Source organism: Enterovibrio calviensis DSM 14347 (genome assembly GCF_000621165.1).
Taxonomy (GTDB): domain Bacteria; phylum Pseudomonadota; class Gammaproteobacteria; order Enterobacterales; family Vibrionaceae; genus Enterovibrio; species Enterovibrio calviensis.
Map to the genome: position 1 here is coordinate 1 of NZ_JHZA01000017.1, position 13,936 is coordinate 13,936.

Annotated in this window: 15 protein-coding genes; 8 read left to right on the forward strand and 7 right to left on the reverse strand. The window is 46.6% G+C overall.

The features are described 5' to 3' along the window. The first annotated feature begins 834 nt into the window (after nt 1–834). The 7 genes from Q365_RS0113945 to Q365_RS0113980 all read left to right on the forward strand — a co-directional run bounded on the left by Q365_RS0113945 (nt 835) and on the right by Q365_RS0113980 (nt 5,868). Nucleotides 835–1,206 (forward strand): nuclear transport factor 2 family protein, encoded by a 372-nt coding sequence (locus Q365_RS0113945; protein ID WP_028023921.1) that lies wholly within the window; start codon nt 835–837, stop codon nt 1,204–1,206. Nucleotides 1,207–2,019: 813 nt separating this feature from the next. Further along, on the forward strand, nt 2,020–2,970 hold the full coding sequence (locus Q365_RS0113955) for a hypothetical protein (RefSeq protein WP_028023922.1): 951 nt from the start codon (nt 2,020–2,022) through the stop codon (nt 2,968–2,970). A gap of 48 nt (nt 2,971–3,018) precedes the next feature. After that, the gene (locus Q365_RS0113960) at nt 3,019–3,411 is read left to right on the forward strand and encodes a hypothetical protein (RefSeq protein WP_028023923.1); all 393 of its coding nucleotides are present in this window, start codon (nt 3,019–3,021) and stop codon (nt 3,409–3,411) included. A gap of 389 nt (nt 3,412–3,800) precedes the next feature. Next, a complete protein-coding gene (locus tag Q365_RS0113965; RefSeq protein WP_028023924.1) occupies nt 3,801–4,148 on the forward strand; it encodes an immunity protein Imm33 domain-containing protein in 348 nt (115 codons plus the stop codon). A gap of 398 nt (nt 4,149–4,546) precedes the next feature. Beyond that, on the forward strand, nt 4,547–4,912 hold the full coding sequence (locus Q365_RS0113970) for a hypothetical protein (protein WP_028023925.1): 366 nt from the start codon (nt 4,547–4,549) through the stop codon (nt 4,910–4,912). Between the two features lie 123 nt (nt 4,913–5,035). Further along, nucleotides 5,036–5,374, forward strand: a complete 339-nt coding sequence (locus Q365_RS27065; protein WP_051563796.1) for a DUF4926 domain-containing protein — start codon at nt 5,036–5,038, stop codon at nt 5,372–5,374. Between the two features lie 161 nt (nt 5,375–5,535). Continuing rightward, entirely contained in the window at nt 5,536–5,868 is a 333-nt protein-coding gene (locus tag Q365_RS0113980; RefSeq protein ID WP_028023927.1) for a hypothetical protein, read from the forward strand. Between the two features lie 297 nt (nt 5,869–6,165). Here the strand turns inward: Q365_RS0113980 and Q365_RS0113985 are convergent, their stop codons facing one another. The 7 genes from Q365_RS0113985 to Q365_RS0114015 form a co-directional block, all read right to left on the reverse strand. Beyond that, nucleotides 6,166–6,552 carry a hypothetical protein gene (locus tag Q365_RS0113985; protein WP_028023928.1) on the reverse strand — a complete coding sequence of 129 codons (387 nt, stop codon included), beginning with the start codon at nt 6,550–6,552 and terminating at the stop codon, nt 6,166–6,168. Nucleotides 6,553–6,706: 154 nt separating this feature from the next. After that, a complete protein-coding gene (locus Q365_RS0113990) occupies nt 6,707–7,387 on the reverse strand; it encodes a 3-oxoacid CoA-transferase subunit B (RefSeq protein WP_028023929.1) in 681 nt (226 codons plus the stop codon). Next, nucleotides 7,384–8,055, reverse strand: coding sequence for a CoA transferase subunit A (locus tag Q365_RS0113995; RefSeq protein WP_028023930.1), 672 nt, complete (start codon nt 8,053–8,055; stop codon nt 7,384–7,386). Before Q365_RS0113995 ends, Q365_RS0113990 begins: the two co-directional genes overlap by 4 nt. Nucleotides 8,056–8,068: 13 nt before the next feature. Further along, the gene (locus Q365_RS0114000) at nt 8,069–9,274 is read right to left on the reverse strand and encodes an acetyl-CoA C-acetyltransferase (protein ID WP_028023931.1); all 1,206 of its coding nucleotides are present in this window, start codon (nt 9,272–9,274) and stop codon (nt 8,069–8,071) included. Nucleotides 9,275–9,432: 158 nt separating this feature from the next. Next, complete coding sequence (locus tag Q365_RS0114005) at nt 9,433–10,323, reverse strand: LysR family transcriptional regulator (RefSeq protein WP_028023932.1); 891 nt, start codon at nt 10,321–10,323, stop codon at nt 9,433–9,435. A gap of 360 nt (nt 10,324–10,683) precedes the next feature. Continuing rightward, a complete protein-coding gene (locus Q365_RS0114010; RefSeq protein ID WP_028023933.1) occupies nt 10,684–11,574 on the reverse strand; it encodes an aspartoacylase in 891 nt (296 codons plus the stop codon). Between the two features lie 87 nt (nt 11,575–11,661). Continuing rightward, nucleotides 11,662–12,318, reverse strand: a complete 657-nt coding sequence (locus Q365_RS0114015; protein WP_028023934.1) for a pyridoxamine 5'-phosphate oxidase family protein — start codon at nt 12,316–12,318, stop codon at nt 11,662–11,664. 113 nt (nt 12,319–12,431) lie between these two features. Between Q365_RS0114015 and pdxR the strand changes: the two genes are divergently transcribed. Then, complete coding sequence (gene pdxR, locus Q365_RS0114020; RefSeq protein WP_028023935.1) at nt 12,432–13,925, forward strand: MocR-like pyridoxine biosynthesis transcription factor PdxR; 1,494 nt, start codon at nt 12,432–12,434, stop codon at nt 13,923–13,925. The last annotated feature ends 11 nt before the right edge of the window (nt 13,926–13,936 follow it).

The following is a 13,936-nucleotide window of genomic DNA, read 5'->3' on the forward strand; positions in this document are numbered from 1 at the left end:
GGTTTGTTTCTAAAGCGGGTTGGCGGCAAGCCGCGGAAGTGCGGAGCAAGGGCTAACAAGCAAATCAACGCGGACGTTTACTCGTGGCGCATTTTTACATAAAAACGCTGTGATTAAGGCGCTTCAATCAGTTTGGGCTAGTAAACGCCCGTTATTAGAACGTTATCCCGTGTTCATAATGAATGCACTTTGCTTCGAGGTTTGGATGGCTAAACCTACTTTCATAGCTAGTGATTTGTATCTGGTTTGGTCGTGATTGAAGCTCTATCGGTTTCTTTCTAAAGCGGGCTGGCGGCAAGCCGCGAAAGTGCAGTGCAAGGGCTAACAAGCAAATCAACGCGGACGTTTACTCGTGGCGCATTTTTCATAGAAATACTGTGATTTAGGCGCTTCAATCAGTTTGGGTTAGTAAACGCCCGTTATTAGAACGTTATCCCGTGTTCATAATGAATGTATTTTGCTTCAAGGTTTAGTTGGCTAAACCTGCTTTTCATAGCTGGTAATTTGTATCTGGTTTGGTCGCTATTGAAGCTTTATCGGTTTGTGTCCAATGTCGAAACGGTCACAGACTCAGTTGAATTCAAAGCCAAGCTGTTGTTTCTTCTTTGTTTAAACAAGCAATTGTATCGACGTCTCGTACAGTGGTTTGTTTCTAGAGCGGGTTGGCGGCAAGCCGCGAAAGTGCGGAGCAAAGGCTAACAAGCAAATAAACGTGGACGTTTACTCGTGGCGCAATTTTTCACAGAAACCCAGTGATTTGGGCGCTTCAATCAATTTGGGTTAGTAAACGCCCGTTATTCGAACGTTATATGCCTTGTCAGTTCAGGAGAAGAAGTGGATATTTTAGTTGAACAAGAAACCGAGCTTCATTGGTATGAAGTTCGTCAAAGTCGAGCTGATGTTGAGCGATTGATCCATCCTAGTTTTTCTGAAGTTGGTAAGTCAGGAGTCAGTTTTGACTTCGCTTCAATCGTTAACATGATGAGCTCAGAGGAGCCTTCGGTCTGCAGAGTTCATTCGCAGAGTTATGAATGTGTTCAACTAGCGCCTTCGGTTCAGCTTCTTAAATATGAGACTGCTTTGGTCGCTCCGACAGGTGAAATCAGCGACTACGCTAAGCGTTGTTCAATTTGGGCTTTTACAGGTACTTGCTGGCAGTTGAAGTATCATCAAGGAACACCGTGTCCAGCTTTTGAACTGAGATAAAAAGGGGCTTGGTGAACTGGCGTATAACAAGAGCATGAACGAGGGACGTTTACTCGTGGCGCTTTTTTCGTAGAAACTCCGTGATTTAGGCGTTTCAAACAGTTTGGGCTAGTAAAAGCCCATTATGCTAACGTTATCCCGTGTTCATAATGAATGTACTTTGCTTCGAGGATTGGATAGCTAAACCTGCTTTTCATCGCTGTTGATTTGTATCTGGTTTGGTCGTGATTGAAGCTTTATCGGTTTGTTTCTAAAGCGGATTGGCGGCAAGCCGCGAAGGTACGGAGCAAAGGCTAACAAGAAAATCAACGCGGACGTTTACTCGTGGCGCATTTTTACATAGAAACGCTGTGATTTAGGCGCTTCAATCAATTTTGGCTAGTAAACGCCCGTTATTAGAACGTTATCCATCTGTTCTTTTCGTGTTTAGAAAGCGATGTTTGGCTGGCCAGTTCCTCTCTTCGTCGCAGGCTGTATAATCTCAAAACCCTCCTCAAACCAATCCCAGATTTGATGCAAAACCATGCGGCTATCTTTGCTAAGTTGAACTTAACGTCCTTGGTTTATTGAATGATTTTATCTTTAGGGTCGCAGTTGCATTCACAAAACGGTGCGTTCTTTGGGTGTTGGCGGCGAAGCCGCGAAAGCGCGGAGCAAGGGCTAACAAGCAAATCAACGCGGACGTTTACTCGTGGCGCATTTTTTCATAGAAACGCCGTGAATCAGGCGTTTCAATCAGTTTGGGTTAGTAAACGCCCGTTATTAGAACGTTATGTGGCCAATGTCCTACCAGATTAATCACGGAGTTAAATCATGGAAGATTCAGAAGTACGCATAAACCTTAAAGATGAGAAGATTCTCGAATACGTAATTTCCAGGTGCGTTGAAGAGGCTAATAGTAGGCAACTGGCAAGAGAGGAGCGAGCGCATCGGCGTTTTGTAATTACAAGTTCTATACTGGGTGTCGCGTTGCTTTCAGGTGCAATTACTCTGACTAAGTACTTTGTATCTGACTCGGTTCGACTGGCTTTCGAGGCCGAGAAAAGCTCAATCGAAGATCGAGCGAGAGCTATTTCAGCCGAACTCGATAGCACTTCGCAGAAGATTCAAGACCAAATAGCTTTGCAGTCACTGCGTGATGCAATCAGAGAATTAGAGCAATCAATTGGTTTTAGTAACGACGACAAAAAACGTATTATGTCTCTTCTTGAAAATATTAAGAAGTCAAAAAACACGCAAAATTCTCCACAGTTGCCCGTATTGTTAGAGAGTCTACTTGAATCTTTTACATCGGCAGACCTACAGGAAGAAGTCAGTAAGATTGATACATTGTTTGAAGAACAGCTACTTTCAAATACAACTAGTTCATTCAGACTCTGTAATCACTACGGACAAAATGTCGTGGGTAGTGTTTCGCTAGCTGAGGCTGTTGTCGATATAGAGAGGATGAAGCTTTATTGCGGAAAGGTCGGAGTTAACGGATTCCCCGAACTAAAGCTTCTCTATGATCTCCTTTACGAATTTAAGGCGGCAAATCTTACGCCAACGAAATCGACAGACAAACTGGTTGCGGGCGTGGAATATCTGAAAAAAGCTGATCGAGAAGCATTTGTCGATCTATTGGCTAGATACTCAGATGCCAGCACTTGGACTGTAGAGCCAACTCAAGAGGCGCGAATAATACAGCAAGTGGCACTAGAGTTGCTGGCAGCTTACCCAGATATCGCGCCCCACATAACAAGTCAAGGCAATGGGACGCGGTGACCGGCGCCCTTGCTTGAGGCGTTAGCTTTTCAATCAAGGATCGATATTATGTCTGTGAGTTCAAATCTTGAAACATCAAAGTTACTATTTGAAGCAGTTAAAGTAATGGTTCCGGTTCTTACGGCTTTTTTAACTTTTTATGCTGGTGGTATTGGAAAGTTGTGGGAAAAAATTGGAACAGAATTTGATAGGCAGGATATAGTTTGGATTTCAGTGATTAGCTTTTTTTCTGTGTCATCTTTAGGTGCATGGGCATTAACTCTAGCTGGTGCAATCGTTTCTACATCAGGAGCTGAAGGGCTTACTATACCATTTTCGGCTAAAGAGGCTCTCATCGTTGCGCGAGTTTCAATGGGACTCGGTTACTGGTTATTTGTTTGTACACTGATATGCTCAGGATATTATTTTTTAAAATTATCGGTAAAGTTAAGGAAAAGCTAACAAGAACTTCAAACGGAAAAAATACAGTTGGCTGTTTTCACTCCGTTCAACATTTTAGCCAACTATATTTTTCCGCTTAAGTAGGCGTTATCCCGTGTTCATAATGAATGTACTTTGCTTCGAGGTTTGACTAGCTAAACCTGCTTTTCATCGCTGTTGATTTGTATCTGGTTTGGTCGTGATTGAAGCTCTATCGGTTTGTTTCTAAAGCGGGTTGGCGGCAAGCCGCGAAAGTGCGGAGCAAGGGCTAACAAGCAAATTAACGCGGACGTTTACTCGTGGCGCTTTTTTTCATAGGAACGCTGTGATTCAGGTGTTTCAATCAGTTTGGGCTAGTAAACGCCCGTTATTCGAACGTTATATGCTTTTTCAATTTCGGAGTTAGAAGCTTGAGTATTGAGTTAATCCAAAAGGAATGTTGTGAGCACTATCAAGCAATATATGCTCCTGTTGAGCTTACTCAGCTTGTTACTATTTCTAAAGGCATTTATGAGGGCTCAACCCCGGTCGAAGGGGTTCGTTACCCATCACCAAACCATATGAGTGGTTGGTGGTTAACTACAGATGAATATGACGGTAACATCAGCTCATTGGTTACTGTGCATTTTGAGCACATCATTGAAAAACGCCCTGAATTAGCAATATATATGGCTCTTCCTTTTGGGTATCGTTTTAACTTAGGCGGTGAGTCAGAGCATGTTTGGTTTGATCAAGCAGTTGCAGATGAAAGCCTATAACAAAGCAATGAACGTGGACGCCTTGTCAACGCGGAAGCTTTTCAAAGTGTTGTGAATACAAAGGATTAAAGCAGTTTGGGTAGTTTGATAAGCGCCCGTTATTGCGACGTTATCCAATGTTCTCAATGAATATACTTTACTCCGAGGATTGGCTAGCTCGACTTGATTTTTATCGCTGTTGATTTGTATCTAGTTTGGTCGTGATTGAAGCTTTATCGGTTTGTTTCTAAAGCGGGCTGGCGGCAAGCCGCGGAAGTGCGGAGCAAGGGCTAACAAGCAAATCAACGCGGACGTTTACTCGTGGCGCATTTTTCATAGAAACGCTGTGATTTAGGCGCTTCAATCAGTTTGGGCTGGTAAACGCCCGTTATTAGAATGTTAGTTTACACAGAGGCATTATGAAGAAAGTATCCTTAACGCTAAACATACTTTTGATAGCAGCATCTTTCTATGCATTATTTACTCTAGGTGAAATATCTTTTTTATTTATGATTGCAGTTTTAGTTGGTGGCGTGGTTTGCAGTTTTACAGTCCAAAGTAGACTCTTGGCTAGGCTTTCATATTTAGGAAATGTATTTTTTTCTTTTGGTGCGCTTGCGTTCAGTATTTTGTCATTTATGGGCCAGTTGCCTACGACTAAGACAATTACAGACTCTTTGTTACTTGGAGTAGCAGTGTTTGTTTTCTTTGCCATTCCGACTGGGTTGAATGCATTTTACGTTAAGGTTAGATATTTCCCCAGAAAAATCAAACCAGTAAACTAACAAGCAAATCAACGGGACGTTTACTCGTGGCGCATTTTTACATAGAAACGCTGTGATTCAGGCACTTCAATCAGTTTGGGCTAGTAAACGCCCGTTATTAGAACGTTATTTTTCAGGAGAGTCATGGCTTTTACTAATTGCTCAATGTGCGGCGAATCATTTCATCTAAGATTCACCTCTTCCGAGTCAATTGAGGAATTGAAACGAAAAGAGGGTGCCGGCGAAGTCCTTTGTGTTAGCTGTTTCAGAACAATCAAAGAATATGATGTAGTCGAGATAATATCACTCAACAAAAACGTTCCAGAAGCTCAGATCGGCGATAGCGGTGCAGTTGTGATGGTACATGATAATCGAGCTTTTGAAATCGAATGTGTGCTCAGTGATGGCTCCACTAAATGGTTGGGGTCATTCGGTAGAGAACAAATAAAGTGGTTGCAATCACCCAATGAGCAAATTACATAACAAAGGCTATCAATAGGACACTTTGTCAACGCGGTAGCTTTTCAAAGTATTGTGAATACAAAGGATTAAAGCAGTTTGGGTCGTTTGGTAATCGCCCGTTATTGCGACGTTATATTTTGTAGGGTATGCGAAAAGAAACGAAGGATCAGTTGGATAAGGAAATGGCTAAAGTGTGGCATCAGAAGTTTCGCCTGGTGTTGGTAGCTATTTTCTTTATTGCCGTTAGTGTTTGGTTGATGCTGAAAAATGAGACCAAGGATGCAACGAATGTTGTGGGAGTTGTCGAGTCACACCAAGCTTCTCTCCATGAAGCAGGGCATACCTTGCACCTGATGGTTCGACTAACAGATCGCGAAAAACTTGTTCGCGTCAAACTGCCTCAGCGCGAACCAATCAAGAAGGGAGATAAAGTCGAACTAAGAAGACTTGGGAGAGCCTTATCTGGAACTGAAAGGCATCTATTCCTCAAATACGTTGACGAGCCAAAAATATAAGAAACCAACTTACACAGGTGGCTCCGGACTGCATTCAATCAGTTTGATTAAATGATCTTGTACGGAAGGAAGTTGACCACAAGCTATGTAACTATACATCTTGCGCTTAGCTTCAATTTTGAAGCGCGACACTTAACTCCGAATTGTCCAAAAATCATTTAGCTGCGATCGCTAAAGACTGCTCTCTGTGTTGCGGGAATAGGGCTTCCAGTTAAGTAGAACAGGAACAGGCACTTTGAGAAAACCACAAAACTATCACTTTAGATTTGTAAGCCATCTGATATATCTAGCCCACAATCACTCAATCGTTTCAAAGTGGAATTTGTATTCACGAACACCGTCGATTTGAACGTCTTTTTCTCTCAGTTCAAGATACTGCTTAAGCTTAATGGTTCTGAAATCCATCGCCTTCAGGGCAAGGATTATTCGCAGTTCATCCATTGAGCGTGATTTAGCTTCAGAGCTACATGTGCTGCAGACAACGTGCGCTTTTTGCTTAAACCCCACCTTATCAAGCCAGTTCAGCTCTTTGGGTTCTTTGCGTGTGCCACAAAAGTAGCATTGATTATCTTGCTTCAATGCGGCCTGTTCCCTTAACGCTTTAGGGCTTGGCGATGTGGTTTCTGGGGTATTGTTGGTCTTCTTACTACCACCGAACTTGGCGAACTGAACGACATTAGACATTGGGATTGCTCTTACTTATCAAGGTTAATGGCAAGTCACTGAACTTGATTGCCATGTGCCTTTATACCCTATTTTTAGTGCATGCAATGAGTCAAATTATTCTAAACATGTTTGTTCTACGATAGCTGCGCTTGGATAGGCTAGCTCATAGACATCAATCAGATGGCAACTGCATCGGCGCTAAGTCGGGTGATATTTGAAGCGTTGCTTCAGTCGCGGCTTGAACGTCTTCGATAGAAAATTCAGGGGCAAGCTCAGTGAGCACCATGCCGCGTTCGTTGATTTCGAACACACCCATTTCCGTCACTATTAGGTTGACCTGATTCGCTGCAGTCAGTGGCAATGAGCAATGCTTCAACAGCTTAGGCTGGCCTTTCACAGTGTGCTCCATGGCGACAATGACCTTTTTGGCGCCGACGACCAAATCCATTGCGCCGCCCATGCCCGGAACCATTTTCCCCGGTATGATCCAGTTGGCGAGGTTACCCTGTTCGTCCACCTGTAGCGCACCCAATACGGTGGCATCAACATGACCGCCACGGATGATGGCGAAAGAGTCGGCGCTGTTGAAATAACATGCCCCTTGTACAGCAGTAATGTGCTGACCCCCCGCGTTCACCAGATCGGCATCGAGGGTGCTTTCATCCGCCAGTTGGTCAATGCCAAGCAAACCGTTTTCCCCTTGCAGTAATAACTCAACCTCTTTGTCGACATGGTTGGCGACAAGTGTTGGCAGGCCAATGCCAAGATTGACCACATCGCCGTCTTTCATCTCGCGGGCAACACGCCATGCAATGCGGCGACGGATGGTGTCTTTATCTAATTGCGCTGTCATTGCGTGTCCTCCACCAGAATATGATCAACAAAGATGTGATCGACAAAAATACTGGGGGTATGAACCGCTTCAGGTGCAATGTCGCCAAGTTCAACAAGCTGTTCCGGCTCGACAATGACTGTGTCTGCGGCGGTCGCCATTAATGGGTTAAAGTTCTGGGTGGTTTTGCTGTAAAACACATTGCCGCGACGGTCGACTTTCGAGCCGCGAATTAGGGCTACATCGGCTTTCAGGGGTGTTTCCAGCAAAAATTGTTGCCCATCGACTTCTATTACGCGTTTGTTTTCCGCGACGATAGTGCCAAGCCCTGTTGGTGTGAGAACACCGCCTAATCCTGCCCCCGCACTGCGAATGCGCTCCGCGAGTGTGCCTTGGGGAACCAGTTCCACCTCCAACGTGCCTTCGTTCATTTGCTTGCCCGTTTCGGGGTTAGTGCCAATGTGGGAGGCATACAGTTTCTTTACTCGTTTTTCGGCAATCAAACGGCTTGACCCGCGACCGGGAGATCCCGTGTCTGTGGTGATCAGCGTGATGTCTTTGATGTCTTTTTGGATTAAGAGATCGATTAGATGCTCTGGTGCGCCTGTCGCCATAAAGCCACCAATCATGATGGTCATGTCATCATGTAAAAGGCTTTCAATCTGTTGGGCGGTCGCAGCTTTTTTCATGTTGTTCATTTCCTCAGCAACGTTTCAGAATTAACGCGGTGCCCATGCCGCCGCCAATGCACAGCGACGCCAAACCGTAATCTTGTTGCGTGCGTTGCAGTTGGTATACCAGCGTGGTGACAATACGGTTGCCAGATGCGCCGATAGGGTGACCAAGTGCAATCGCGCCGCCGCTCAGGTTGCTTCGCTCTAACAGCCAGTCTTGTTCGATCTGATGTTCTTCGGCGACTTCTTTGATCACGCCAAGGGCTTGTGCGGCAAAGGCTTCGTTCAGTTCGAATACGTTGATGTCTTCGATGGCCATTCTTGCCTTGGTTAAGGTGTTGGCGATGGCTGAAACAGGGCCAAGTCCCATCACTTCAGGCGCAATGGCACCTTGTCCGTATTCCACCAATTCTGCCAATGGCGTCAAGTTGTGGTGTTTCACTGCGCTTTCTGATGCCAGCAAGATTGCCGAAGCGCCATCGTTAATACCGGACGCGTTGCCCGCCGTCACGCTGCCTTGTTTGTCGAAAGCTGGGAGCAGTGCATGTAGCCCTTCAAAGGTGGCGTTTGATTTTGGGTATTCATCGTCTTTGACGTCGAACTGGCGTTTGCGCTCAGTGACGGTGATTGGCGCAATTTCCGCCTCGAAGTGACCGTTCTCAATGGCATTCACGGCTTTTTGTTGGCTTTGTAGGGCAAACTTGTCCTGCGCTTCGCGGCTGATATTGCATTGTTTGGCGATATTCTCAGCGGTGACGCCCATGTGGTAGTGATGGAAGGCATCGGTTAAGCCGTCTTTAATGATGCTGTCTTCCTGCATTTGATGACCCATGCGAACTCCACGGCGAATTTGTCCGGAGGTCACATAGGGCGCATTGGACATGCTCTCCATGCCGCAAGTGAGGACGATTTGAGCATCGCCAGCGCGGATATGGCTGGCACCGTCCATGATGACTTTCATGCCGCTGCCGCAAATCATGTTCAGGGTGTAGGCTGGCACAGTATCAGGAACGCCGGCTTTGATGGCAGCTTGACGACCTGGCCCCATGCCTGCGCCGCCCGTTAGCACATTGCCCACAATGACTTCATCGATAAGGTGAGGGGTGATGTTTACTTGCTCAAGTGCGGCTTTCATCGCGTGTGCGCCAAGATCAACGCCTGACAATGGCGCGAGAGAACCGTTAAAGCTGCCGATTGGCGTGCGCTTAGCCGCCACAATATAGATGCGTTCCATGTCACCAGTACTCCCATGCTTGCGATTTGTTATTTGCTAACTGCTTTTCAGCTTACGGAAGGGGAGCGGGAGTCGATATAGACAGAAATTCAAAGTGGCTTTGCAAAAATGCAAAGCAGGAAAATTAGGCGAGTGGAGGCTCTATAAACAAGATTTTGTCAGCAAGGATTATCCAGTAAGAAATCTTTAAATTTACTGGCGACGGGCGAGGCGACACTGGCAGGGTGGTAGTAGAGGTTCAGGCTCCAAGTGCTGGTGTTAAAGTCTTGCAGCAAGGGAATTAGCGCGCCGCTTTCGACCGCTTCTTGGGTGACAAACTGAGGCAGGTACGCGACCCCAGCCCCTTGGGAGACGCCACGTAGCAAGAGGTCGCTGTCGTTCACTTCAATGGTTTTTGGCACTTTCAGTACGATGTTTTCAACGCCTTTTTGGAAGATCCATTCGTTGCTGCCAGTGAGTGTGGTGGCGACAAGACAAGCGTGTTCGTGTAAATCTTCTGGCTGGGTTGGCAGGCCTTGTTGCTCTGTGTATTGCGGTGAAGCCACCACCACAAACGGAGAAGCCAACAGTTCCCTTTTTACCAGCAGCAAATCCTTTTCACGGTAGCCTTGAAAGCGGGCGTTGGCGCTGATCATCAAATCGCTGGTGCTGGCATGGTCGAGTGCCCAAGGCGTGACGTTGATGTTGAACGTCACTTTTGGGTTGAGTCGTGTGTACTCGGTGATTTTGTCCATCAAATAGTGGTTGGCATAAACCGGTGTACAGGCAATGTTGATGTGGCCTTTTTCATGATCCTGAAAGCCCGCCAGCTTTTGACTAATGCGCTCGGCTTTGTCGACAATCGGAGAAAATTCTTCATAGAGGGTTTGGCCTGCCTGTGTGGCTTCCAATAGGCGGTTTGAACGATGGCACAGCGTGGTGCCGAAATGTTGTTCCAACTCTTGAAGCCAGCGGCTTCCCGCAGAGACGGAGACATTGAACTGACGCGCCGCAGAAGAGATAGAACCTGTACGGATCACGTAGATAAAGAATGCCATTTTATCGAGCATGAAATCTCTCCGAGGTTGAGTCAGAACACGAGTGTGAGTGAATTCCCTTTGTAAAATATTCGCTTAACTTTTGCACGTGCGCCACGGGCAGTTTTCAGATTTGGTCAGCGTTTATCGCGGATATTGCAGTATTTCGAAAACTTTCGGTACATGTCGATGTCGCATGGCATCACCTACAAAGGCGGTTCGACACTGGATAATCCTGAAAACACCGCACAGTGCTAGACGAGATCAACGTGAGGCAGCAAATGGTATTCGTTTTCGGGAAGGGCTTAAAACGCAACAGTAACGTGACAACAAAAAAGCGCCTTATAAACGGCGCTTTCTCTCTTTTTCTTCCCAATTCAACCAGTCACATGCTTATTGAATCACATCAATCTCGACTTTCTTACCGAGCGACATGGCAAGGTTGTTGTCGTAATACGCGGCTTCATTGATGAAGTGCGGGTAAGCGTCGTAATCACCTTCCCAGCATATTTCGGTGCCATCAAATAGCGTATAAATTGGGTCGCCGTTGCGCAGTACGGTGAAGTCGGCATCTTGGACGTTTTTGTGCACCATGCCAATACGTTCGCCGTTTTCATCTTCTGGCAGTTTTAGTGTTTCTTCATAGCGATAAGCCAATACGCTTTTCGGTAGTGGCGGTACCGCGTTGGTGTTGAATAATTCCACGAAATCCAGAATATGGGCAGTCATGATATCCATCCATTCCAGCACATCTTGTCGGATAACGGATTGAGGCTGAGGGCCAACTTCAATGATGATGCCTTGGTCGGCAATCGAACATAAGAAGAAGTGTTCTTCGACAGTGCATTGATCTTCAAACAGGATAACCGCGTTATCCATTTTCTCAGCCACGTAAGCAGCAAGCTGAGTATTGAAGGCATCACATTTGAGCAGAATGAGCGTAGGGCCCATGTTGCTGGTGGTGTTGTGCAGGTCGATAACCAGATCGGTTCGTGCATTGCCTTTCGGGCCTAGCTGCGCATTGATGACCTTTGCACGGCTTTGCTCGTAATTGCTTAATTCAGTGTTCGCGAGATCGGCAGGAATGAACTGGCGGTTGAGATCGCAATCAAGATAACGTTTGTTGTCTCGATAGGCATTGGGGTTGGCAAAAAGGGTTTCTGTTTCAAAGCTATCGCGTTGAATAAGTGCTGGTGCATCTTGCCACTTCTTGAGCAGGTAAATACCACTGAATTCATTACCATGGGTTCCACCAACAACGGCTACCCGCTTAAATATGCTCATCCTTGTCCTCTCCTGATCGACGAAAATTCAATATATCAGGGAGATGGAGATTCCCCAAGAGGCAAACGCCGCTTGGGGGATGAATTTCTATTCGTACCAGCGATTAGGGTATGCCGCTGAATAGTCAGGTTCCGTACTGACTTTATTGTCAGACGTTGCTTCTAGTGGACCCACGACGGTACGAAACGGCAAAATACCCGCCCACACATCGATGTCCATGTCTGCCAAATCATCATTCACACCGTGACGTCCAATTTTCACCGAGGTTTCATCCAGGGGCATCACCAGCATTCCTGTGGCGGTAAGCTCTTTTTCATTGCCGGGGCGAGCTTCTTTGCTTCGTCCTGGGGTGATTTGTTCTAGGAAGGCGTCGAGCGCAATGGATTTTTCTTCGTTGTCTTCCACCACTGAAAAGCGACCAAATACCATGGCGCAGCGATAGTGCGCACTGTGATGAAACGCTGATCGCGCCAATACCCATGCATCAAGAATGCTGAACGTCATGCTGCACGGCTCACCATTTTTTAGGTGCTTCAACATCTGGCTGTTTTTTGCGCCATGAATGTAGACGTTGTTGCCGATGCGCCAAGCAAGCATAGGGATGACTGTTGGGCCGCGTTTGTCATTGAACGCAACGTGCGCCAGTTTGGATTCATCGATAATGCTGTATAGCGCCTCTTGGTCTTTCACGGCTTTGTGTGCGCCTTTTCTCACGCGTGTTCTTTCGGTTGTTCCTACTGTCATGACATTCTCCTTTGCTAGTGCATTTTTGTCTTTTTGTTCGTCCGTTAACTTGTAATTTACGTGGAAACTGGCACCTTAAATAGAGCCAGTTTAATCAAGTTTATGGATCCAATATGCAGTTGATCGATGTCGGCGACTTATCGTTGAACCCCACCATGCCCTCCAAGCAAAGTGCTTTGTATTCAGCGATTCAGGAGAAAATATTGAGCGGTCAATGGCCGACGAAAGCCAAGTTGCCGTCGTCGCGTTTACTGGCGCAAGAATTGATGGTTAGCCGAAATACGGTCACCGCGGTTTATGAGCAGCTTAAAGCGGAAGGTTATATTGAAAGTCGGCGTGGGGCAGGGTTCTTCATTCAGCTGGTGAATCCAGAATCGTACTTGCTGACGCAGCCGCTCGACGCCGCGAATACAGCCGCGCAGGCAAGTCAGACCAAGCAAACCGTTCACGCTAAGCTTACCAAAACCACCCACACCCTGAATGTGAGAGAGAAGAACCGTCCGTTTGCGACGGGTGTCCCTGATCTGGTTGCGTTTCCTTATCGAAAATGGACGAGAGCCTTGCAATCTCACGCTGATCGTCTGGCGATAGCGGGTCAAAACGACATTCAGGGAAGCCATAATTTACGCGCAGCGTTGAGCGAGTATTTGTCCATTAGCCGTTCGGTTGATGCGCCTTCGCATCGCATTATCACCACCTTGGGCGCGCAGCAAGCGCTGTATATTGCCATGAGTGCGGTACTTGAACGTGGTGATGAAGTCATGATGGAAAACCCCGGCTATGTTCAGATGCGTAAAGTGCTGAATCGTTGCGATGCCACCTTGTCGTATTTGCCATTCTCGATCGAAAACGGCGTCGATATCTCTCCGCTAGAGACGTTTGAAGGGAAAGCCATTTACCTCACACCAAGCAACCAATACCCAATGGGGACCAGCATTGATACCAATCGCCGTAAGCAATGTATTGATTGGGCTGTGCGCAAACAGCGCTGGGTGATTGAAGATGACTATGACAGTGAGTTCCAATTTGCTAATCGACCGTATCCTTCCTTACAGGGGTTAGCGGCCAAGTTTTATGGTGCCGAAGCCAATGTAATTTACATCGGCACATTCAGTAAAACGCTACTGCCAGCGATACGCGTCGGCTATATGGTGGTACCGGAATCACTCGTAGAAAAATGCCTAAACATTAAAGATGCCATTGGTGGGGATACACCCATTCATGTGGAAGAAGCGTTGGCAGAATTTATTCGAAGCGGCGACTATTTGCGCCACATACGGCGTATGCGCAATCTGTACCAAGGTAAGCAGCAGTTCTTTGTTGAACAGCTCCGTGAGAAGTTTGGGGATCACGTTGAAGTGTTGAGTCAGGATGCGGGTCTACACGTCACATTTCGTTGGAAAAGTGGGCCTGACGCCATAACGGTGAAGCACGCATTAGCGGAGCAAGGTATCACGATTCGCACTTTGGATTACTATTGTGATCCGAAGGCGATGAACACCATGGAGGAATGGATTCATCGCGCGTTGGTCGCAGGCTTTGGCAACAGCTCTCGTGAAGACATTGTCACGGGTATTAACGCATTGGCCGAGTGCATGAAAGCTTAGCTGATCGAGCT